Here is a 20,054-nt window from a genome sequence, read left to right as displayed (position 1 = left end):
GTTCAGGTACGAGCCAGACGGGTGGGGTCGAGGTCGAGGCGGCGCAACAGTTGGGCGTTGAGCGCCACGACGATGGTCGAGACGGACATGAGGATCGCGGCGACCGCGGGGGAGATCGCAACCCCGGCGAAGGCCAGCACCCCGGCGGCCAGTGGCACGGCGATGACGTTGTAGCCGGTGGCCCACACCAGGTTCTGCCACATCTTGCGGTAGCTGGCATGCGAGAGTGCGATGATCGACAGCACCGCCCGCGGATCGTTCGCCGCCAGCACGACCCCGGCGGATTCGATGGCCACATCGGTGCCGGCACCGATCGCGACACCGACATCGGCGCGGGCCAATGCGGGGGCGTCGTTGACCCCGTCCCCGACCATCGCAACCTTGTGCCCGCGATTCTGTAGTTCGGTGACCTTGGCGTCCTTGTGCTCGGGCAGCACCTCGGCGAACACCTCGTCGATCCCGAGGTCGGCGGCCACCGCGTCGGCGACCTGCCGGGCGTCGCCGGTGATCATGGCGACCTTGACCCCACGGGCGTGCAGGGCATCGATGGCCTGACGGGATTCTTCGCGCACGGCATCTTCGAGCGCGACGGCACCGAGCACCCGGTCCCCGTGGGCCAGATGCAGTACCGAGGCCCCGCGCCGGACCCATCCGGCAGTGACCGCGGTGATGTCCTCGGGCACCGACAGGTGCCGGTCGGCCAGCATGGCCGGTCCGCCGACCGTCACCTCGGTGTCGTCGACGAGCGCGCGGACCCCGCGGCCGGGCAAGGACCGAAAGTCGGTGGCGGTGACCTGCGCGGCGGCCGGGACCCGAGTTTCCGCAGCGGCGACGATGGCTCGGGCAACGGGGTGCTCGCTGTCGGCCTCGACCGCCGCAGCGAGCGCCAACAGGTCTTCTTCGGAGGTGCCGGCCGTGGCGACCACACCGGTGACCTGATGCCGACCCTGGGTCAAGGTGCCGGTCTTGTCGAACAGCACCACATCGACGGTGCGCATGCGTTCGAGCGAGAGCCGGTCCTTGACCAGCACCCCCGATTTGGCGGCGCGTTCGGTGGAAATCGCGATCACCAAAGGGATCGCCAATCCGAGAGCGTGGGGGCAGGCGATGACGAGCACGGTGACGGTGCGCACCACCGCTTCGTCGACGTTACCGACGAGCAGCGTCCAGACCGCGAAGGTGAGGACGCCGGCGATGGTGGCGAAGTAGAACAGGAACGCCGCGGCCTTGTCCGCCAGCGCCTGGGCACGGGACGAGGAGGCCTGCGCGTCGGCGACCATCCGCTGGATGCCGGCCAGGGCGGTGTTCTCGCCGACCGCGGTGATGCGCACCCGCAGGGCGCTGTCGGTCGCGACGGTGCCGGCGACCACCGTGTCACCCACTTCGCGGGTGACCGCCTTGGATTCGCCGGTGATCATCGATTCGTCGACCTCGGCGCGGCCGTCGGTGACGGTGCCGTCGGCGGGCACCCGGGCTCCGGCGCGCACGAGCACCAGATCCCCGAGCGCCAGTTCCGACAAGGGCACGTCGGTGGTGCCGGTCTCGGTGATTTTCTCGGCGGTGTCCGGCAGCATCGCGGCGAGCGCGTCGAGGGCGCCGGAGGCCGAGCCGAGGGCACGCATCTCGAGCCAATGCCCGAGCAGCATGATCACGATCAGCAGGGCCAGTTCCCACCAGAAGTCCAGGTTGAACCCGCCGAGACCCAAAGTGGTGACCCACGAGGCGAGGAACGCGACGCTGATCGCCATGGCGATCAGCAGCATCATCCCGGGCCGGCGTGAGCGGAGTTCGGCCCAGCCGCCGGTGAGGAACGGCATGCCGCCGTAAACGAAGATCACCGTGCCCAGCACCGGGGGAATCCATATGGCCCCAGGGAAATTCGGCATGGTGTAGCCGAGCAGGTCGGCGACCATGTGACTGAAGAACACCACCGGTATCGACAGCACCAGCGACACCCAGAACCGGCGGCGGAACATTTCTCCGTGTGCCCCGTGCCCGGCATGCCGATCGTGACCATCGTGCCCGGTGTGCTCACCCGGCCCGGCGTGAGCATCATGCTCGTCGGGGGGCGGGCTCTGGACCTCGGCGCCGTGAACGTGTCCGGCGGGCGCCGGGTCCGGGTGGGGGTGTCCGTGCTGCGGGTGCGACATCGCAAAGCCTCCTGGGGTGGCGGGCCGAGTGGAAACCGGGTGGTACCGGTTACAGGGTGGTCAGCAACTGGCGCATGGTCTCGATCTCCCGCTGCTGGGTCTCGACGATGGTGCGGGCCATCTCGACGGCGTCGGGGTACTGCCCGTCTCGGATCACGGCTTCGGCCATGTCGATCGCCCCTTCGTGGTGGGTGATCATGTGGGTCAGGAACAGACGGGTGGCCTCGGTGCCCTGCGCGTCGGACAGAGCCTGCATATCCTGCGCGCTCATCATGCCGCCCATGCCGCCCATGCCACCCATACCGGGCATGTCGTCCGAATCGGGCATGCCGCGGCCCATACCGGGCATAGAGGTCATGGGCATGGAGGTCATTCCGGGCATGTTGTGCCCCGGCCCGGGCATGCCACCCGGCATCTGCGGTTCGCCCCACTGTTCGAGCCAGGAGTTCATCTCATCGATCTCCGGGCCTTGGGCGGCCTTGATCTGTTCGGCCAGGGCGGTCACCTCCTCGGGGATACCTTCTTTGGCGAGGAGCATGTCGCTCATCTCGATCGCCTGGGCATGGTGCGGGATCATCATGCGCGCGAACATCACATCGGATTGATTGTGCGGTGCCGTGTCGTCGGCGGCGGAGGTGGTGGCCGAGGTGGTGGCGCTCGATGTGGCGGCGGTGGTGCCGGTGTCGGAGTCGCTGCACGCGGCTGCGGTGAACACCACCGCGAGCGCCATGGCGCCGACGGCGAGAGTCTTCTTGTTCATGAGTGGATCCTTTCCTCGAACGGTCAGAGCCCAGGTGAACCAACGACGGGGTATCCCCGCATCCGGCGCACCCCGGACTAGGCCAGGTAGGACACGGTGGTCATCATTCCGGCTTCCTGGTGATACGCGTTGTGGCAGTGCAGCGCCCACTGGCCCGGGTTGTCGGTGTCGAATTCGATCTCCACGGTGCGCATCGGCCCGATCGTGACGGTGTCCTTGCGCAGGCCGGTGTCGGTGAGCGCGAAGGTGTGGCCGTGCAGGTGCATCGGGTGGAACATGTCCGACATGTTCCGCATCCGCATGCGCACCCGCTGCCCTTCGGCCACGTTCAGCGGCGGGATGTCGGGGTGGGCGCGGCCGTTGAGGGTCCACCGGTACGGCGACATGGTCCCTCCCATGTCCACGCTGTGATACACATCGTGTTCCTTCTCAGCCAGGCGCACATAGTCCCGGGGCGCGAGGTCGGTGCCGAGCAGCACCTGCCGGTCCAGCTCGCCCGGGCGGGTCTGTGCGGGCAGCGCGCCGGTGGCGGTGCGCACCAGCGCCTGCCCGTGCCCGGTCTTGCCTTCGGCCTGCGCGAACAGGGGGAAGACGCCGTCGCCGAGGGTGACGAGCACATCGACACGCTCACCCATGCCGAGCAGCAGCGCATCGGTGTCGTGCGGCACGACGGGGAAGCCGTCGGTGTGGGTCACGGTCATCCGGTGCCCACCGAGCGCGACGCGGAACGCGGTGTCCGCGCCGGCGTTGATGAACCGGATCCGTGCCCGCTGCCCGGGTGTCGCGGTCAAGACCATCGGATCCTCCGGGACCCGTCCGCCGACCAGGAAAAGCGGATAGCTCACGTCCCCGGCGCCGCCGAGCAGCGGGGAGAGCATCGTCTCCGCCCCCATATCCATCCCGCCCATACCGCCCATGGCGCCGTGGTCCATCCCGCCCATCGAGGCGTCGCCACTCTCGCCGGTGGCGCCGATGCCGAGGTCGCGGGCCACATCGTCGGGGGTGCGGCCGGTGCCGTCGAGCCAGTCGTCGAGCACCACGATCCACTCGTGGTCATAGTCGCCGGGCTCATTCGGATCGTCGATGATCAGGGCGCCGTAGAGGCCGCGATCGAGCTGCAATCCCGAATGCGAGTGGTAGAAGTACGTGCCCGGATCCGGGACGGTGAACTCGTAGGCGAACCGCGCCCCGGCGGCGATCGGGTCCTGGGTCAGCCCGGGCACTCCGTCCATGTCGTTGCTCAACGCCAGCCCATGCCAATGCACACTCGTCTGCGCCGGCAGCTGGTTGTCCACGTCCACCCGCAGCAGATCCCCGGCGCGGGCACGCACCAGCGGACCAGGAAGAGTGTCGTCGTATCCCCAGGTCGAGACGATGCGCCCGCCGAGGTCCACCTCGACCGGACGCGGCGTCAACCGCGCCGAGACCATCTGCTGACCCGGGCGACGGCGTTGTTGCTCGAGACGGCGCACCGCAGTCGACGAGGGCTGCACGGGGGCGCCGGTCGGTGAGCCCGACCCGGAACAGGCCATCAGGACTCCGGCTCCGGCAAGTATTGATCCGAGAAGGAAGGATCGACGGCCGAGTTCAGTCATGAACCTGCCCCCGCCGGTGCTCGACCGACGTGGTGTCGCCGGGGTGCATCAGCAGCCGGCGACGGGCCACGAATTCCTCGGAGTCGATGTCACCGCGGGCGAACCGCGCCTCGAGCAGCCGCAGCGGATCGGACTCCGGGCTGGTGCGGCCAGGCCCGTTTGCGCGGTCGGTGCGGAACATCATGGCCACCAGATAGATCACCACCGCCCAGAATGCGAACATGCACACGGCCATGACGATCCATCCGGTCCAGGTCAGCTCACCTGCCCAGCCCATCATGGTCGCCTCCTTTCTCCGGTTCGTGCCTTCAGCCTGGTGTGCCTACCCCTGGATTCCTGTGGAGGTCGTATGAAGATTTGCTCAAGAAGCCCCACGGCATCGTCGACAGTGGTGCCCGCTGGTGAAGATGGACACCATGGACTCCTCCGCTCGCACTCCCACCGCGACCAGCGATCCTGCGGCGCCGCCGCGCCCGTCGACCGGGTTGCGGGCGATGGTCGTCGAGGACGAGGCACCGTTGGCGAACCTGATCGGCTCGTATCTCGAACGCGACGGGTTCGAGACCGCGATTACCGGTGACGGCGCCGACGCCGTCACCCTCGCCCGGCAGGTCGACCCCGATGTCGTGGTCCTCGATCTGGGGCTGCCTCATCTGGACGGGGTTGAGGTGTGCCGGCAACTGCGGACCTTCTCCGACGCTTATGTCGTGATGCTCACCGCCCGCACCGAAGAAATCGATACCCTCATCGGGTTGTCCGTGGGCGCGGATGACTACATGAGCAAACCGTTCAGCCCCCGCGAATTGATGGCCCGCATCCAGGCCATGCTGCGCCGTCCCCGCACCGGTATCGCCGCACCGGCCGAGGCCGCCCCCGGCCTGATCCGCAGCGTCGGGGACCTGGTCATCGATGTGGACGGACGGGAAGTCACCGTCGCCGGGCTGCCGGTGTCCTTGACCCGCACCGAATTCGACGTCCTGGCCGCCCTGGCCCGCGATCCCGGTGTTGTGCTGACCCGTGCCCAGTTGATCGAGGCGGTGTGGGGGCCGAGCTGGACCGGCGACGACCACCTGGTCGACGTGCACATCGGTCATCTGCGCCGCAAACTCGGCGACGATGTCGTCCGCGGCCGCTACGTGCGCACCGTCCGCGGTGTGGGCTACCGGATGGGCACCGGAGCATGAATCCCCAGAGCCCCGCTCCACGAGGGTCGGTACGGCGGGCACTGGCCGGGTCGAGTTTCGGCACCCGGCTGTTCCTCGCCTTGACCGTGGTGGTGGTCGGCTGCGCCGTCAGCGCCTGGCTCGTCGCTTCCGCCCTCGCGCCCGGCATCTTCCATGATCACCTCGGTCAGGCCGGCATCGACCACAACTCGAGTCAGGCCGCCCATGTTGAAGAGGCGTTCGCCTGGGCGATCGTCCTGGCGTGGGGTCTGGCGGTCGCGGTCGCGGTGCTGCTGGCGTTGGCGGTGAGCTGGTATATCACCCGCCGTGTTCAACGCTCGTTGACCGCGGTGACCACCTCGACCGCCCGGATCGCCGGCGGCCGGTACGACACTCGCGTGTCCAGCCCCGGTCTCGGCCGCGAATTCGACGACCTTGCCCTGACCGTCAACGAACTCGCCCGCCGCCTCGAGGCCACCGAGGCCACCCGCCGCCGGATGCTCGCCGATCTCGGCCACGAGATGCGCACCCCGATCGCTACCCTCGACTCCTACCTCGAAGCCCTCGACGACGGCGTCCGCACCCTCGACGACGACACCCGACAGATCCTCCGCGCCGCCACCCACCGGCTGGGTCGTCTCGCCCAGGACATCACCGCGGTCTCGCGCGCCGAAGAACACCTCACCCGCATCCGGCCGGTGCCCACCACCACCGGCGCCCTGGTCACCGCCGCGGTCGATGCGGTGCGCGAACGGTACGAGAGCAAAGGCGTCGCACTGCACAGCCGGATCACCGACTCGATGGTCGTGTCGGTCGATCCCGACCGGCTCGGGCAGGTCCTGGGCAACCTGCTCGACAATGCCCTGCGCCACACCGCTTGTGGCGGCACGGTCACGGTCACCAGCAGACGAGCGAACCGCGATCGGGTGGAGATCACGGTGGCCGACACCGGTGAGGGCATTGCTCCTGAGCACCTCGACCACCTCTTCGATCGCTTCTACCGCGCCGATACTGCCCGTGATCGCCGACACGGCGGCAGCGGTATCGGCCTGACCATCACCCGTGCCCTCGTCGAAGCCCACCACGGGCGCATCCGAGCACACAGTGACGGGCCGGGCCGTGGGGCACGCTTTACGATCGAACTGCCCGTCATTGCAGTCTGACCTCGGAGCCTGCTTCGGTGTTGCCGTATCCGGCACATCTCAATCCGTGGACTCACGACCTCCGAGTGCGGGCCCTCGACTGGGGGACTGAACGCCTCCGCCATGTTTGTTGTCGTCGGCGCCGACGGACCACCTCTGTCAGGCGTGGGCGCCGTCGGGAACGAGCTCGGCGATCAGCGCCTCGACCTTGGCTTTGATCTCGTCGCGGATCGGACGCACCGCCTCGACCCCTTGCCCGGCCGGATCCTCGAGCACCCAATCCCGATAGGACTTGCCCGGAAACACCGGGCACGTGTCGCCGCACCCCATGGTGATCACCACATCGGAGGCCTGCACCGCGTCGACGGTGAGGATCTTCGGGTTCTGCGCGGAAATGTCGATACCCACCTCGGCCATCGCCTCGACGGCGGCCGGGTTGACCTGCTCGGCCGGTGCGGAGCCTGCGGAACGGACCTCGACCCGGTCGCCGGCCAGCGCGGTGAGGAATCCCGCGGCCATCTGGGAACGGCCGGCGTTGTGCACACACACGAACAACACCGAGGGTGTGCGTGCGGTCGAGGAATCGGTGGTCATGAAAACAGACGTCCTTTCGAAGAGAATTCAGGCAGAAACGGTGTCGAGTTCGGCCAGCAAAGCCTGCACGCGAGTGTCGATATCGTCGCGGACGGCGCGTACCGTCTCGAGCGACTCGTCGTTCGGATCGAGCAACGACCAGTCGAGGTAGCGCTTACCCGGATACACCGCGCACGCGTCGCCGCACCCCATGGTGATCACCACATCGGCGGCTGCCACCACATCGTCGGTCAGGGGTTTGGGATATTCGGCACCGAGATCGAGCCCGATCTCGGCCATCGCCTCGACCACGACAGGATGAATCGCCGCCGCAGGAGCCGATCCGGCGGAGCGCACGTGCACCCGCCCGGCGCCGTGATGGGCCAGCAGTGCCGCGGCCATCTGCGAGCGTCCGCTGTTGCGCACGCACACGAACAGCACCTCCGGCACATCCTTCGGCACGGCGCCCTCGGCCTGCGCCAGAGCCGTGAGGCGTTCGCCCGCGAAGCGGGTGGCCAGCGAGGGCAGGTGAGTGTGGATCTTGGCGGTGCGCCGCAGCGCCGCATACGACTCGAACACCATCCGCTCGACGGTCTGCGCCGAGAACACCCCGGCATACTTCTCGGCGAGATGTTCGGCGCTGCGGTGCAGCACCGCCTGCGGCATCAGTAGTTCCGGCTGAGCAGCGTGCTGGGACATCGACATCTCCTGACGTGGGCGGTCCTTACGACACAGCGGGGGCAGACGAACGGGTGAAACGCTTCCGCAGAGCAAGCGAGACGTAGATCAGAGCAACAAGAACGGGCACCTCGATGAGCGGGCCCACCACCCCGGCCAACGCCTGACCGGAGGTGACCCCGAAGGTGCCGATCGCGACGGCGATGGCGAGCTCGAAGTTGTTTCCGGCGGCGGTGAACGCGAGCGTGGTGGTGCGCTCGTAACCGAGCCCGACCGCCGCACCGAACAGGAACCCGCCGCCCCACATGAGGATGAAGTACGCGAGCAGCGGCAACGCAATCCGCACCACGTCCCACGGCTGCGAGGTGATCTGCTCGCCCTGCAGCGCGAACAGGATCACGATCGTGAACAGCAGCCCGTAGAGCGCCCACGGACCGATCTTCGGCAGGAACGTCTCCTCGTACCACTCGCGGCCCTTGGCCTTCTCGCCGAAATGGCGGGTCAAGAAACCGGCGACGAGCGGGATACCGAGGAAGATCAGCACCGACTTGGCGATCTGCCACGGCGAGACATCGAGGGTGGTCTGTTCGAGACCGAGCCAGCCGGGCAGGACCGACAGGTAGAACCAGCCGAGCACCGCGAACATGATCACCTGGAACATCGAGTTGATCGCAACCAGTACGGCGGCGGCTTCGCGGTCGCCGCAGGCGAGGTCGTTCCAGATGATGACCATCGCGATGCAGCGAGCCAGGCCGACGATGATCAGGCCGGTGCGATACTCGGGCAGGTCGGGCAGCAGCAGCCAGGCGAGGGCGAACATCAATGCCGGGCCGAGCACCCAGTTGAGGATCAGCGAGGAGATCAGCAGCTTGCGATCGCCCGTGACGGTGTCGAGGCGGTCGTAGCGCACCTTCGCGAGCACCGGGTACATCATGATCAACAGACCGAGGGCGATCGGCAGGGAGATGTTGTCGATCTCGATGACGCTCAGTGCGTCGCCGAGCCCAGGTATGAGGCGGCCGAGCAGCAGACCGGCGACCATGGCGATGCCGATCCACACGGCCAGGAACCGGTCGAGGACCGACATCTTGCCGGCGACGGACCGGTGTTCGGTGGTGGTCACGAGACGATCTCCTGAAGGGCTTCGGTCGGGGCGCAGGTGCAGGTGCAGGCCGACCCTGGCAACACCCCGGATTCGGTGGCGAGCACCGCGGAGAGTTGCTCGAGGGCGGCGGGGATCACCCGGTAGTACACCCAGGTGCCGCGGCGCTCACAGTCGAGCAGTCCGGCTTCGCGCAGCACCTTGAGGTGATGTGAGATGGTCGGTTGCGACAGGTCGAAGGCGGGGCTGATGTCGCACACACAGCTCTCCCCGCCCTGGTGGCTGGCGATCATGCTGAGCATGCGCAGCCGCACCGGATCACCGAGCGCTTTGAACATGCGGGCCAGATCGCCGGCCCAATCGGAGGTGAGAGGCTCCCGTGCGAGCGGTGGGCAGCACGGCTCGGTCTCACTCGACAGCTGATTCGACATGCGTCTATATTGACTGTCATCAATTCAGTAGTCAATCCGAGAACCTCGGGAAGGACCACTCTCGTGCCCACTGCTTCGGTGCTGTTCGTGTGTGTCAAGAACGGCGGCAAATCCCAGATGGCTGCCGCCCTCATGCGTAAGACCACAGGCGACCGGATCGCTGTCCATTCCGCCGGCACCACGCCCGGATCGTCGCTGAACGCACTGTCGATGCAGGTCCTCGGCGAGGTCGGCGCCCCCATCGCAGGTGAGTATCCCAAGCCGATCGACCCGCAGCTCCTCACCGAAGTCGACCTGGTGGTCACCCTCGGCGGCGAAGCCCGCGTCGATGCGCCCACCGGGGTACGCGTGGAGAACTGGGACACCGATGAGCCGTCCGAGCGCGGCATCGACGGCATCGAGCGGATGCGCCTGGTGCGCGATGACATCGCCGTCCGCGTCGAGGAGCTCGCTACCCGGCTGCTTTCCGACGCCGACGCCCGATAACCGAGTTCGTCCCGGAAACTCTGTTCGCCCTCGAGCACTGAAGGAATACCTGATACCTATGAGCACCATCGCAGTCTTCGAACCGGCCCTGTGCTGCAACACCGGCGTGTGCGGCGAGGACCTCGACCAGAACCTGGTCACCTTCACCGCCGACATGGCCGCGCTGACCGAGCAGGGCGCCGCCATCACCCGCCACAACCTGGCCAACGACCCGCTCGCGTTCGCCCACAACGAGACCGTCAAGAAATTCCTCGAACTCGCCGGATCGGACGGGCTGCCGCTCGTGCTCGTCGACGACGTCACCGTCGCTACCGGGCGCTACCCGACCCGCACCGAGCTCGCCACCTGGGCCGGCCTCGAGGTACCCGCGCCGCCGTCCGGGGTGACGATGCTCGGGCTCGCCGACGACAGCGACTCCTGCTGCACCCCGGGCGAGTCCACCTGCTGCTGACCATGTAGATCCGTATCCCGCCCGCCGATACCCGTCCGACGAGGAGTACCTGTTTTCATGGCTGCCGCCGACCTCACGTTCCTGACCGACCCGCCCCGGTTCGTGTTCTTCACCGGTAAAGGTGGGGTCGGTAAGACCTCCATCGCGTGCGCGTCGGCGGTGCGCCTGGCCCGGGCCGGAAAGAAGGTGCTGCTCGTCTCGACCGACCCCGCCTCCAATGTCGGGCAGGTCTTCGGTCTGAGCATCGGCAACACGATCACCGAGGTCCCCGCGGTGCCGGGGCTCTGCGCGCTCGAGATCGACCCCGAGGAGGCCGCCGCCGCCTACCGCGAACGGATCGTCGGCCCTGTCCGCGGACTGCTCCCGGAGGCGGAGATCGCCTCGATCACCGAACAGCTGTCCGGCTCGTGCACCACCGAAGTCGCCTCGTTCGACGAATTCACCTCGCTGCTTACCGATCCCGACGGCCGGGTCGCCGGGTTCGATCACGTGCTGTTCGACACCGCCCCCACCGGCCATACCATCCGGCTGCTGCAACTGCCCGGTAACTGGACCGAATTCCTCGACCACGGCAAAGGCGACGCGTCCTGCCTCGGACCGCTGGCCGGGCTCGACAAGCAGAAAGCCATGTACGCCGGCGCGGTCGAGGCGTTGTCAGACCCCGGCCGCACCCGCCTGGTGCTCGTGGCACGCGCGAACCGCGCCGCTCTGGCCGAGATCGCCCGCACCCACAGCGAACTCGCCGCGATCGGCATGACGAGACAGCATGTGGTCGTCAACGGCGTGCTGCCCGACCCGGCCGACGACACCGACCCGCTGGCTACCGCCGTGTACCAGCGTGAACAGGCCGCACTGGCGGGTCGCGGCGCCGCGATCGCCGCGCTGCCCACCGATCTGGTGGAACTCAAGCCGGTCAACATGGTCGGCCTCGACGCTTTGAGCACCCTGTTCGACACCACCACCACCACGGCAATGACCACCGGGACCGATCCGGGGCTTGCCGCGGTCGCCGAGGCCCCGTTAGCGGATCTGGTCGATGCGATCGAGGCCGACGGGCCCGGACTGGTGATGTGCATGGGCAAAGGCGGGGTCGGCAAAACCACTGTTGCCGCCGCGATCGCGGTGGCCCTGGCCTGCCGTGGCCACGATGTGCATCTGACCACCACCGACCCCGCCGCGCATCTGACCGAGACTCTCGCCGGGGAGCTCGATCACCTCGAGGTGTCCCGCATCGACCCTCATGAGGCGAGCGAGACCTACCGAGACCAGGTGCTGGCTACCAAGGGCGCCGGGCTCGATGAGGCCGGCCGCGCCACTCTCGCCGAGGACCTGCTCTCCCCGTGCACCGAGGAGGTCGCGGTGTTCCAGGCCTTTTCGAAGGTGATTCACGAATCACGCCGCAAGTTCGTCGTCGTCGATACCGCCCCCACCGGGCATACCCTGCTGTTGCTCGATGCGACCGGGTCGTATCACCGGGAGATCGCCCGGCAGATGGGCGATGGCGGGCGCTTCACCACCCCGCTGATGCGGCTGCAGGACCCCGCGCAGACCAAGATCGTGCTGGTCACTCTTGCCGAGACCACCCCGGTGCTCGAGGCGGCCGGTTTGCAGGATGATTTGCGGCGCGCCGGTATCGCACCGTGGGCGTGGGTGGTCAACAATTCCCTGGCCGCGGCGGCGCCCACCGCGCCGCTGCTGCGGCAGCGAGCGGTTGCCGAATTCGAGCAGATCGACACGGTCCGGGACGAACTCGCCAATCGGTGCGCGGTGATTCCGCTGGCCGTCAGCGAACCGGTCGGAATCACCGCGTTGGGACAGCTGGCCGAACGGCATCCGGCACCGGTGCGTTGATCCGCCAGCACCGGGCCGGGTCGTCCACTCATGTCGTTCGTGTGAGACATGCCTGAAGCCACGATTCGGATCACGCTGTGCCAGTGAGGACGTCGGTCAGATCGGCGGGAATCGGCATGGGGGTCATCAACCCTGCAGCGACGCGGCCGGTGTTGCCTTCGGGGTAACCCCCGAGCGCGGAACCGGGGGCAGCAACCATGATCCGGATGATCTGCCCAAGGGCTTCGCGACGGTCGCGTTGACGCACCGCGAGACCGAGCATGGCGAGGTGATTGCGAGTGTGCGGCCACGGGTAGGGCTGCGACAGGATGTGCGCGCGTTCGAGATGGGTCCACCGCTCGGCTGCAGTGTGAGTGTGTCGAGCGGCGGTCATCTCCGCGGCATACCAGGCTCGGACAGTTGCAGGCATTGGACTCATGGAAGGCCCTTCAGGAAGAAAAGGATTCTCGTACCCCAGGATTCGACGCAGGTGCCGCCGATCCGGAGATTGTCAGGGGGCGAGCGCGTCCGGCGCGGACCCCGTTGGCGATCACGATGATCTCGGCGACCTCGTGAACCAGGACAACCGCCGCCAGGCCGAGTACCCCGAACAGGGCCAGGGGCATCAGGACGGTGATGATCGCGAGCGAGAGGCCGACGTTCTGCAACATGATCGTTCGTGATCGGCGGGCATGCTGCAGGGCTTGAGGTAGATGCCGTAGGTCCTCACCCATCAGGGCGACGTCGGCGGTTTCGATGGCCACGTCGGTGCCCATCGCGCCCATCGCGATCCCCAGATCGGCGGTGGCCAGGGCCGGGGCGTCGTTGACACCGTCGCCGACCATCGCCGTCGGCCGTGTACCGCGGAGGGTGTCGATGATGTGGGCCTTGTCCTCCGGACGCAGATCGGCGTGCACCTCGTCGATACCGACATCGGTGGCCAACGCTCGTGCGGTGCGCTCGTTGTCGCCGGTGAGCATCGCCACGGTGTAACCGTCGCGGCGCAGCCCCGCGACGACGTCGCGGGCTTCGGGACGCAGTTCGTCGCGCACCGCGATCGCCCCGATCAGGGTGCCGTCGCGTTCGATGAGCACCGCAGTGGCTCCGGCGTGCTGCATCCGCTCGATATCGGCAGCCAGAGAGCCCGGGTCGATCCACCCGGGCCGGCCCAGACGGGCAGGAATGCCGCCGACGTGACCGGTCAGTCCGGCACCGGGGACCGCGTCGACGTCCTCGGCGGGGGTGTAGTCGTCGACGGCGGCGAGGATCGCTGCAGCGAGGGGGTGCTCACTGCGTGCCTCGAGCGCAGCGGCGACATTCAGAACGTCGGCGCGGGTGGCGCCGCCGGTGGTGGCAACGTCGATGACCTCGGGGCGGTTCCGGGTCAGGGTGCCCGTCTTGTCCAACGCGACGGTGCGGATCCGGCCCAACGCTTCGAGGGCGGCACCGCCCTTGACCAGGACGCCGAGCTTGGAGGCGGCGCCGATCGCGGCGACCACGGTCACCGGGATCGCGATGGCCAGCGCACACGGGGACGCGGCGACCAGCACGACGAGGGCGCGTTCGATCCACACCAGCGGATCACCGAATACGCTGCCGATCGCGGCGATCAACGCCGCGGCAACCATCACTCCCGGCACCAGGGGCTTGGCGATCTTGTCGGCCAGACGCTGGGCCTCGCCCTTGCGGGATTGCTCGGCCTCCACGATTTTCACGATCTTGGCCAGCGAGTTGTCCTGCGCGCCGGCGGTGACCTCGACCTCGAGCACGCCGGTGCCGTTGATCGACCCGGCGAACACCTCGGAGCCCGGTCCGGCCTCGACCGGCACCGATTCCCCGGTGATCGCGGAGGTGTCCAGGGCGGTGCGCCCGGTGCGGATGGTGCCGTCGGTGGCGAGCCGCTCCCCGGGTTTGACGATCATGATCTCCCCGAGCCCCAACTCCGCGGGGGCGACGGTCTGTTCACGGCCGCCGCGCAGGACGGTGGCAGTGTCCGGCACCAGATTCAGCAGGGCGCGCAGGCCCCGTCGGGTGCGAGTGACCGCGTACTCTTCGAGACCCTCACTGATGGCGAACAGGAACGCGAGCATCGCGGCTTCGCCGACCTCGCCGAGCAGCACGGCGCCGACGGCAGCGATCGTCATCAGGGTCCCGACCCCGATCTTGCCGCGGGCCAGCCGCTTGAGGGTCGAGGGGACGAAGGTGTAGCCGGCGACGACCAGCGCCACCGCCTCGAAGCCCGTCCCGAGAGCGTCGGGCCCACCGGTGACGCGGACGATCAGGGCCGCAATCAGCAGGACACCCGCGGCGGCGGCCGCCCGGATCTCGGTGACCTGCCACCACTTGTCGGGCTCCTGGTCGTCTTCGCCCTCGACGCGGGGTTCGTCGGGGCCGCATCCGCAGGCGTCGCTCATGCCGTCACTCCCGTGTCGGTGTCGGTGCCGTAGTTCGGGCACAGCGCGACGGCGTTGCCCGTGGCGGCCAGGAGGGTTTCGGCCGAGGCCAGCAGGTCGAGCAGTTCCAGTCGGGCCAGCGAGTAGAACACCTGCCGGCCCTGCGGGCGGCCTTGCACCAGGCCGCAGTCCCGCAGGCATGCCACGTGCGCCGACACTGTCGATTGCGCCAATCCCAGCTCGCCGACCAGGTCCGCTACTCGGGATTCCCCGGCGGCGAGGCGGCGCACGATGGCCAGGCGGGTGCCGTCGGAGAGACTGTGGAACAACGCTGCTGCAGAGTCGAGACTTTCACCGAAGCAGGTCGTCGCTCGCTCATTCATCGTCATAAAACGATGATATTGAGGAAACATGATTAATCAAGCGGAGGGAGCGGGACAACGCGCGTTCTACTCCGCCAGTGCGGACTCCGACAACGGTCGCGAATGATGACGGCTGGCGGATTCTCGGACCGGCTCGTCACGACTCAAGGGACGTTCACAGACTGGCCGGCTGGCTCCCAGCCTGGAACGGCCAACGGGTCGCATGCCAGTTCTGCCTCGCGGGAGGATCGCCTTGCTCAGACTGTCCAGGCCGGTCGCCAGGTCCTCGCACGGGAGAGCCGATCGTGTCGACGAATCGACGGCACAGCTCGTCGAGCACCTCGGTGATGGGCATGTCGGTGGTGCCGTAGCGCAACTGTCGGCTCGGCTGAAGGTCGGCGAGGGCAGCGAACTCGATCAGATTCTGCTGGGCATGACACAGCTTCGCCGGTGCAGCGAGGACAGCAGCGTCACGCAGGTCGTATCGGCAGAACGGTCTCACACGCCCCGGGCGTTGCGGTTCGCGAGCATGGCGCTGCGGGCACTGCCACGGCGGGGCCAGAGCGCTCATCCACGCCGTTCCTGTCCACGGCACCTGACCGCAGCCTTCGCATGTCGACTGCAGATACACCTGGTGGCGTACACAGAGCGGCAGCAGCGGATTGGCCCAGCCTGCATGCCACCACGGATCGGGTTCGGCCAGGCATCGGGCACAGAAACGCGATCCTCCCCGGTCGGGCCGAATGTGGCGGTGGTGCACCAGGTACCGTGCCGCGGCGGCATCGATCGGCCGGCCCCACAGGGCGGCGCGCAGGTCACCGGCAGGGACACCGAGGTAAGCGGCGATCCACCGAGCGTGCAGGCTCAGGTGCTCGAGAACGAGGTGATATCCGGTCGGGCTCCGCGGCACACGGAGCTCGCGCAAAATCTGGATCGGGGTCAGTTGGTAGCGACAGCCGACGCGCATCAGCCAGCCCGGCAGATACTCGGCGGGATGTAGTTGCACGGTGATCGGCCACCGGTCGACTCTTATCGTGGCCATAGTGGTTCCCCAACCACTGAGCCGGCCAGGGCGGGACCAGCCGGTATCAGCCGGTGCGGGCGGCGGATTCGCTGGCATTGTCGACGGTCGCGGTCGTAATCAACTCAGCAGTGACGGCTTCGACGCCGGTGACGATCGCGAGATACGAGATCCGGTCGAGCAGATTCGTCAACGACGCGATCCGCCCCTGGGTGCGGCGGTGCAGCAGCCGAGCATGCTCGCACAGCATCCCGTCATGGCTGCCGGCGAGGGTGAGGTGTTCTTCGGCGGTGCGCAGCAGCGCGAGCCAGCCGCGCATCCCGGTGTCGGTGTCGATGCTGAACGGGGCAACCGGGCAGCGGGTGGCGCGGCGGCTGGTCTGGGCGTAGACGGTGTGCTCGCCGAGCAGGCCTTCGTCGAAGAAGCGTTTGGCGGTCAGATTCACCCCGACGTAAATGAAGGTAGCGGCCATGTCGTTGGCCAAACCCTTGAGATGGTTCGATACCTCCAGGCCGTTGCGGTGCCGGAAGTCGACGAAGTGCAGATCGTCGAGCACGATCAACCGGGTACCGCAGGAGGTGACACAGTCCACCGCCAAGGCCCCGAGTTTCGAGGTGGAGGCACGGTCCACGGCCGGATGGCCGTAGAACCGCAGGATCTGCTGATTGAGGCCTTTGAGGGTGACCCCGGCGCTGAGCGGGATGAACGCCACCGGCCACCGTTGATGCCCCTCCACGGTGAGGGGTCCGTCGCGGCGCAGAACTCGCCGGTGGACGTCGCGGGCATAGCGGGTGGCGATGGTGGTCTTGCCGAGGCCGGGTTCGGCGTCGATGACCACCGAGCCGCGCAGCTTGTCGCCGTCCCGATACGCCGAGGCCATCACCTGATCGCAGATCCCGTAGGCGGCGGCGAGTTGGCTGGTCTTGATCGTCGGCAGGTTCGCGTTCCACACCATCCGGGCTTCGTTGTAGTCCTCGAGCTCCTCCTGCGACAGTCGGGACATCGCGGTGCGGGAGAGGACCTCGAACGGTTCACGCGGTGGGGCGGTGACGAAGGCGTGCCAGCCCTGTTTGCGGGAGAGCTGGTAGCGGACAGTGCCATACGTTGCCAGCCAGGTGGCCCAGGGGTTCATTCGTCGAACACCTCGAACACGTCTTCGTCGGGATGCTCCGCGTAGTACCGGTCGAATACGTCGACGTCGTCGACCACCTCCAACCGTTGAGTTCGACTGGTGGCGAGTTCGTCGAGCAGCTCGGCGACGCCCGGCACGGACGCAGTGTCGCGTTCGTCGTCGATACCGGACTGCTGTCCTTCGGTTTCCGGATGCGGGCGGTGGGCACTGAGTCGGCGGGCCAGGGCGCGGTCGCGGCGTGTCGCGACGTCGTCTCGGCTCCACGCGAGCAGCAGATCCCGTACCGCGGCGGCGGGATCGAAGTGGCGATGCTCGCGCACGGCGATGCGTTTGGCGTAGTCGGCGGCGTCCCTGCTGAACGGCTGGTTCAGGCAAGCGCCGTGCTCCCACACCAACTGATGCCAACGGTGGCTGTCCGGGTCCTGGAACCAGGCGTGCCGGATGTCGTGATTGTCGACGAAGATCGGCCACTTGCCGGCGTGCACACCGCCATAGGGGGAACGGGCGGTGCGATACAAGGTGAGCCCGGGTCCGTCGTAACGCAGTCCGTCGACCTCGACGCCGTAATGCTGGATCGTCCGCCAGCGCGCGTCGAGGAACTCATACGCCAGATCCGGATTCGCCGGCAACAGCAGACCACCGGATTTGGCGACGCCGATCTCGAACATCTCACTCGGCGAAAACCCCACCCGCGGCAGTTCCGGCACGCACAGCCCGTCGTGACAGGTGTGGTGATAGACCCGGCCCACCCATTCCCGGATGATCTGCTCGAGTTCGCTGACGTAGTAGAACGCGGCGTCTTCGACGTCCTTGCCCCGTGAGTACACGTCCGGGCCCTTGTACGCGGGTAGGTGTTGCAGCAGTGATTCGCGCAGGGTGCGGAAGAAGCGTTCGACGGTGGGTTTGTCGGTGGGCTTGTGCGGGATCGCCGGCTGAACGGTGATACCCAGTCGGGCGCAGACTCCGATCACATGAGAGGACAGGTACTGCTTGCCGTGATCGACGACGATCGCCTCGGGCAGACATGCCGGTAGATCCCCGACGCGTCGCTGGGAGATCCCGTCCGGGGACTCGGTGCCGACGAGCAGGTTTCGCGGCACCCCGTGATACGGCCAGACCTGATCCGCAGTCGGGTCGGTGTCGCGGGCGGGAGTGATGCACTGGTACAGCACATTCGCCACGTCCTGGGACCGCGTCGATAGCGGTGTCAGGCGCAGTCCGAGGATGCAGCGGGTGAACAGGTCCATCGCCACGGTCAACTCCACCCCAACCCAGCGCATGGTGACCGGTTCCATCGCGAACACATCCAGCGCGGTGGTATCGAGCACCACGTACTCCCCCGGACGGGTCGCGCGCAGTCGGCCGAGGACACCGCGGGGCCGGTCCGCCACCGACCGCCGGCCTTTCGCGCTACCGAACGCGTGCCGCCCCTTCGACAATGTCTTCACCCGCCGGTATGCCGTGCTCAGGGAGGGCAACGGCACCATGCCCGGCCCGAATTCTGCTTCCAGGTCCTTGGCAACGGCATCGATGACCGCGCCGATCGTCGGGGTCGAGACGGTGACGTACCTATCGAGCACCCGCACACATGCTGCGTCCCACCGGTGATCGACACTGGTGGCGTAGCGGCTACGGATCCGACTGTCCGTGAGTCCGGCAACTCCTGCCGCGCGGTATCCGGCGATCCAGCGGTACAGGGTGCGCACAGAGACGTGAAGTTCCGCCGCTCTGGTGGCCAACACCGATTCGAGTTCGGCGCCGGAGGTCGCAACCTCGGTCAGGATGCCGCGGACGTGTTCGGCTCGTGTTTCCAGTTCCTGAATCTGGGTTGCGGTCAGCGAGGAGAGCACTACGGCAGCAGGGTCAGCGGAGGCGGTGTCGTCCGGCGGTGAGATCGCTGTTCCCCGTGCCGCGATCTCGGTGACCGCGACACGCTGCATCCGCTCTCCGGACCGGAGGGTGACATCGTGTCCCTGCAGCGCCACGACTTCCCATGAGCAGCCGTCGAGCCAGACCTTGATTCCTGCACGTAGTTCGACGATGTTGGTCACGGCGTGCTCCTTACACCGGACACCTGCGACTGTCCGGACAGCGGCACCGTCAGGTCCACCGACCACAGACCGGACCACAGCTTCGCCAGCACCGCGATTCGCGAGCCGGGCCTGTTCACCGATGCGGCGAGGTCGTCGAGGGTCATCCCGGGCACTGCGACGCTGTCGAGTGCCCTCATCACCGCGGGGTCGATCCACTCGCTACGACGAGCGCCCCCGAGGATTCGGAGGTTCGCCAGCACTACTGGGTTTGCACCGGTCCACACTTCATACGACCAGCCCCGACTCGAACACAGTCGTTCGGTCCAGGCGAACACCTGCGCAACTGCGTCGCGACGGGCGAACTCGGCGGGTTTGACGTCGACGACCGTGAATCCGCCGTCTGTGCGTTGGAGCAGCAGATCGGGCGCATGCCGACGCATGGTCTTCCCGTCCGGGCCGCACAGCCACATCGGCTGTGCGGCGATCCGCACCACTTCCGGTGCGTAGTCCGCCAGCCACAACCGGTCCAGTTCGAGTCGGCTCTCGTAGAGGACGTGGCCACGGTTGGTGGCCGACCAGAACATCCCGGAATAGTGGCGCTGATGGGGGTGACTGCGGACTTTCCGTACCGGCAGGCCCAGGATCATCCGATAGGGATCTGCCGCAGCGAGGGTCGTCGCGACAGGATCACCTGATTCCTGCACGTACCTGACCTCAACCTCGCTGGTCCGGGGCACTTTTTCAGGGTCCCG

Annotated in this window: 20 protein-coding genes; 5 read left to right on the top strand and 15 right to left on the bottom strand. The window is 67.5% G+C overall.

Features of this window, described 5'->3' with window-relative positions; all coding sequences use genetic code 11:
* Positions 1-2: 2 nt before the first annotated feature.
* The 4 genes from OSB52_RS18995 to OSB52_RS18980 all read right to left on the bottom strand — a co-directional run bounded on the left by OSB52_RS18995 (position 3) and on the right by OSB52_RS18980 (position 4,785).
* The gene (locus OSB52_RS18995; RefSeq protein WP_084421671.1) at positions 3-2,150 is read right to left on the bottom strand and encodes a copper-translocating P-type ATPase; all 2,148 of its coding nucleotides are present in this window, start codon (positions 2,148-2,150) and stop codon (positions 3-5) included.
* A gap of 49 nt (positions 2,151-2,199) precedes the next feature.
* Complete coding sequence (locus OSB52_RS18990; protein ID WP_064063738.1) at positions 2,200-2,910, bottom strand: DUF305 domain-containing protein; 711 nt, start codon at positions 2,908-2,910, stop codon at positions 2,200-2,202.
* 77 nt (positions 2,911-2,987) lie between these two features.
* Positions 2,988-4,505: a multicopper oxidase family protein gene (locus OSB52_RS18985; RefSeq protein ID WP_064063739.1), complete on the bottom strand. Its 1,518-nt coding sequence runs from the start codon at positions 4,503-4,505 to the stop codon at positions 2,988-2,990.
* Positions 4,498-4,785 (bottom strand): SHOCT domain-containing protein, encoded by a 288-nt coding sequence (locus OSB52_RS18980; RefSeq protein ID WP_064063740.1) that lies wholly within the window; start codon positions 4,783-4,785, stop codon positions 4,498-4,500. Before OSB52_RS18980 ends, OSB52_RS18985 begins: the two co-directional genes overlap by 8 nt.
* Positions 4,786-4,912: 127 nt before the next feature.
* On the opposite strand from OSB52_RS18980, the gene OSB52_RS18975 reads away from it, so the two are divergent.
* Both OSB52_RS18975 and OSB52_RS18970 read left to right on the top strand, forming a co-directional pair.
* Positions 4,913-5,689 carry a winged helix-turn-helix domain-containing protein gene (locus tag OSB52_RS18975; protein ID WP_084421683.1) on the top strand — a complete coding sequence of 259 codons (777 nt, stop codon included), beginning with the start codon at positions 4,913-4,915 and terminating at the stop codon, positions 5,687-5,689.
* Entirely contained in the window at positions 5,686-6,831 is a 1,146-nt protein-coding gene (locus OSB52_RS18970; RefSeq protein WP_064063741.1) for a sensor histidine kinase, read from the top strand. The genes OSB52_RS18975 and OSB52_RS18970 overlap by 4 nt, the downstream gene beginning before the upstream one ends.
* A 138-nt stretch (positions 6,832-6,969) precedes the next feature.
* Here the strand turns inward: OSB52_RS18970 and OSB52_RS18965 are convergent, their stop codons facing one another.
* From OSB52_RS18965 to OSB52_RS18950, 4 genes are read right to left on the bottom strand one after another with little or no spacing between them, the layout of a single operon-like run.
* On the bottom strand, positions 6,970-7,404 hold the full coding sequence (locus OSB52_RS18965; protein WP_064063742.1) for an arsenate reductase ArsC: 435 nt from the start codon (positions 7,402-7,404) through the stop codon (positions 6,970-6,972).
* Positions 7,405-7,431: 27 nt separating this feature from the next.
* Positions 7,432-8,082 (bottom strand): arsenate reductase/protein-tyrosine-phosphatase family protein, encoded by a 651-nt coding sequence (locus OSB52_RS18960; RefSeq protein ID WP_064063800.1) that lies wholly within the window; start codon positions 8,080-8,082, stop codon positions 7,432-7,434.
* Positions 8,083-8,107: 25 nt separating this feature from the next.
* Entirely contained in the window at positions 8,108-9,148 is a 1,041-nt protein-coding gene (gene arsB / locus OSB52_RS18955; RefSeq protein WP_064063801.1) for an ACR3 family arsenite efflux transporter, read from the bottom strand.
* Between the two features lie 32 nt (positions 9,149-9,180).
* The gene (locus tag OSB52_RS18950; RefSeq protein ID WP_064063743.1) at positions 9,181-9,594 is read right to left on the bottom strand and encodes an ArsR/SmtB family transcription factor; all 414 of its coding nucleotides are present in this window, start codon (positions 9,592-9,594) and stop codon (positions 9,181-9,183) included.
* 63 nt (positions 9,595-9,657) lie between these two features.
* Between OSB52_RS18950 and OSB52_RS18945 the strand changes: the two genes are divergently transcribed.
* Genes OSB52_RS18945 through arsA form a run of 3 tightly spaced genes read left to right on the top strand, consistent with a single transcriptional unit; the run spans position 9,658 to position 12,382 of the window.
* Positions 9,658-10,080, top strand: a complete 423-nt coding sequence (locus tag OSB52_RS18945; RefSeq protein WP_064063744.1) for an arsenate-mycothiol transferase ArsC — start codon at positions 9,658-9,660, stop codon at positions 10,078-10,080.
* A gap of 58 nt (positions 10,081-10,138) precedes the next feature.
* Positions 10,139-10,531 (top strand): arsenite efflux transporter metallochaperone ArsD, encoded by a 393-nt coding sequence (gene arsD, locus OSB52_RS18940; RefSeq protein WP_064063745.1) that lies wholly within the window; start codon positions 10,139-10,141, stop codon positions 10,529-10,531.
* Between the two features lie 57 nt (positions 10,532-10,588).
* Positions 10,589-12,382: an arsenical pump-driving ATPase gene (arsA, locus tag OSB52_RS18935; RefSeq protein WP_064063746.1), complete on the top strand. Its 1,794-nt coding sequence runs from the start codon at positions 10,589-10,591 to the stop codon at positions 12,380-12,382.
* 70 nt (positions 12,383-12,452) lie between these two features.
* Here arsA and OSB52_RS18930 read toward each other — a convergent pair whose 3' ends face one another.
* The 7 genes from OSB52_RS18930 to OSB52_RS18900 all read right to left on the bottom strand — a co-directional run bounded on the left by OSB52_RS18930 (position 12,453) and on the right by OSB52_RS18900 (position 20,006).
* A complete protein-coding gene (locus OSB52_RS18930; protein ID WP_054720545.1) occupies positions 12,453-12,800 on the bottom strand; it encodes a DUF3703 domain-containing protein in 348 nt (115 codons plus the stop codon).
* A 10-nt stretch (positions 12,801-12,810) separates the two neighbouring features.
* Positions 12,811-14,775, bottom strand: a complete 1,965-nt coding sequence (locus tag OSB52_RS18925) for a heavy metal translocating P-type ATPase (protein WP_059384189.1) — start codon at positions 14,773-14,775, stop codon at positions 12,811-12,813.
* Positions 14,772-15,143 (bottom strand): ArsR/SmtB family transcription factor, encoded by a 372-nt coding sequence (locus OSB52_RS18920; protein ID WP_054720048.1) that lies wholly within the window; start codon positions 15,141-15,143, stop codon positions 14,772-14,774. Before OSB52_RS18920 ends, OSB52_RS18925 begins: the two co-directional genes overlap by 4 nt.
* A gap of 148 nt (positions 15,144-15,291) precedes the next feature.
* Positions 15,292-16,158 carry a TniQ family protein gene (locus OSB52_RS18915; RefSeq protein ID WP_167352084.1) on the bottom strand — a complete coding sequence of 289 codons (867 nt, stop codon included), beginning with the start codon at positions 16,156-16,158 and terminating at the stop codon, positions 15,292-15,294.
* Positions 16,159-16,204: 46 nt separating this feature from the next.
* Entirely contained in the window at positions 16,205-17,269 is a 1,065-nt protein-coding gene (locus OSB52_RS18910) for an ATP-binding protein (protein ID WP_059384188.1), read from the bottom strand.
* A complete protein-coding gene (locus OSB52_RS18905) occupies positions 17,266-19,320 on the bottom strand; it encodes a TnsB C-terminal domain-containing protein (protein WP_266063089.1) in 2,055 nt (684 codons plus the stop codon). Before OSB52_RS18905 ends, OSB52_RS18910 begins: the two co-directional genes overlap by 4 nt.
* Positions 19,317-20,006, bottom strand: a complete 690-nt coding sequence (locus OSB52_RS18900) for a TnsA-like heteromeric transposase endonuclease subunit (RefSeq protein ID WP_226435562.1) — start codon at positions 20,004-20,006, stop codon at positions 19,317-19,319. Before OSB52_RS18900 ends, OSB52_RS18905 begins: the two co-directional genes overlap by 4 nt.
* Positions 20,007-20,054: the final 48 nt, after the last annotated feature.

The sequence above is a fragment of the Gordonia aquimaris genome (assembly GCF_026262595.1).
Taxonomy (GTDB): Bacteria; Actinomycetota; Actinomycetes; order Mycobacteriales; family Mycobacteriaceae; genus Gordonia; species Gordonia tangerina.
The sequence above is the reverse complement of the archived record's forward strand: the minus strand, read 5'-3'. Positions and strand labels throughout refer to the sequence as shown.

Coding starts and splice junctions, on each gene's coding strand:
- OSB52_RS18995 (WP_084421671.1), bottom strand. CDS start 2,150: ATGTCGCACCCGCAGCACGGACACCCCCACCCGGACCCGGCGCCCGCC.
- OSB52_RS18990 (WP_064063738.1), bottom strand. CDS start 2,910: ATGAACAAGAAGACTCTCGCCGTCGGCGCCATGGCGCTCGCGGTGGTG.
- OSB52_RS18985 (WP_064063739.1), bottom strand. CDS start 4,505: ATGACTGAACTCGGCCGTCGATCCTTCCTTCTCGGATCAATACTTGCC.
- OSB52_RS18980 (WP_064063740.1), bottom strand. CDS start 4,785: ATGATGGGCTGGGCAGGTGAGCTGACCTGGACCGGATGGATCGTCATG.
- OSB52_RS18975 (WP_084421683.1), top strand. CDS start 4,913: ATGGACACCATGGACTCCTCCGCTCGCACTCCCACCGCGACCAGCGAT.
- OSB52_RS18970 (WP_064063741.1), top strand. CDS start 5,686: ATGAATCCCCAGAGCCCCGCTCCACGAGGGTCGGTACGGCGGGCACTG.
- OSB52_RS18965 (WP_064063742.1), bottom strand. CDS start 7,404: ATGACCACCGATTCCTCGACCGCACGCACACCCTCGGTGTTGTTCGTG.
- OSB52_RS18960 (WP_064063800.1), bottom strand. CDS start 8,082: ATGTCCCAGCACGCTGCTCAGCCGGAACTACTGATGCCGCAGGCGGTG.
- arsB (WP_064063801.1), bottom strand. CDS start 9,148: ATGTCGGTCCTCGACCGGTTCCTGGCCGTGTGGATCGGCATCGCCATG.
- OSB52_RS18950 (WP_064063743.1), bottom strand. CDS start 9,594: ATGTCGAATCAGCTGTCGAGTGAGACCGAGCCGTGCTGCCCACCGCTC.
- arsD (WP_064063745.1), top strand. CDS start 10,139: ATGAGCACCATCGCAGTCTTCGAACCGGCCCTGTGCTGCAACACCGGC.
- arsA (WP_064063746.1), top strand. CDS start 10,589: ATGGCTGCCGCCGACCTCACGTTCCTGACCGACCCGCCCCGGTTCGTG.
- OSB52_RS18930 (WP_054720545.1), bottom strand. CDS start 12,800: ATGAGTCCAATGCCTGCAACTGTCCGAGCCTGGTATGCCGCGGAGATG.
- OSB52_RS18925 (WP_059384189.1), bottom strand. CDS start 14,775: ATGAGCGACGCCTGCGGATGCGGCCCCGACGAACCCCGCGTCGAGGGC.
- OSB52_RS18920 (WP_054720048.1), bottom strand. CDS start 15,143: ATGACGATGAATGAGCGAGCGACGACCTGCTTCGGTGAAAGTCTCGAC.
- OSB52_RS18915 (WP_167352084.1), bottom strand. CDS start 16,158: ATGGCCACGATAAGAGTCGACCGGTGGCCGATCACCGTGCAACTACAT.
- OSB52_RS18910 (WP_059384188.1), bottom strand. CDS start 17,269: ATGAACCCCTGGGCCACCTGGCTGGCAACGTATGGCACTGTCCGCTAC.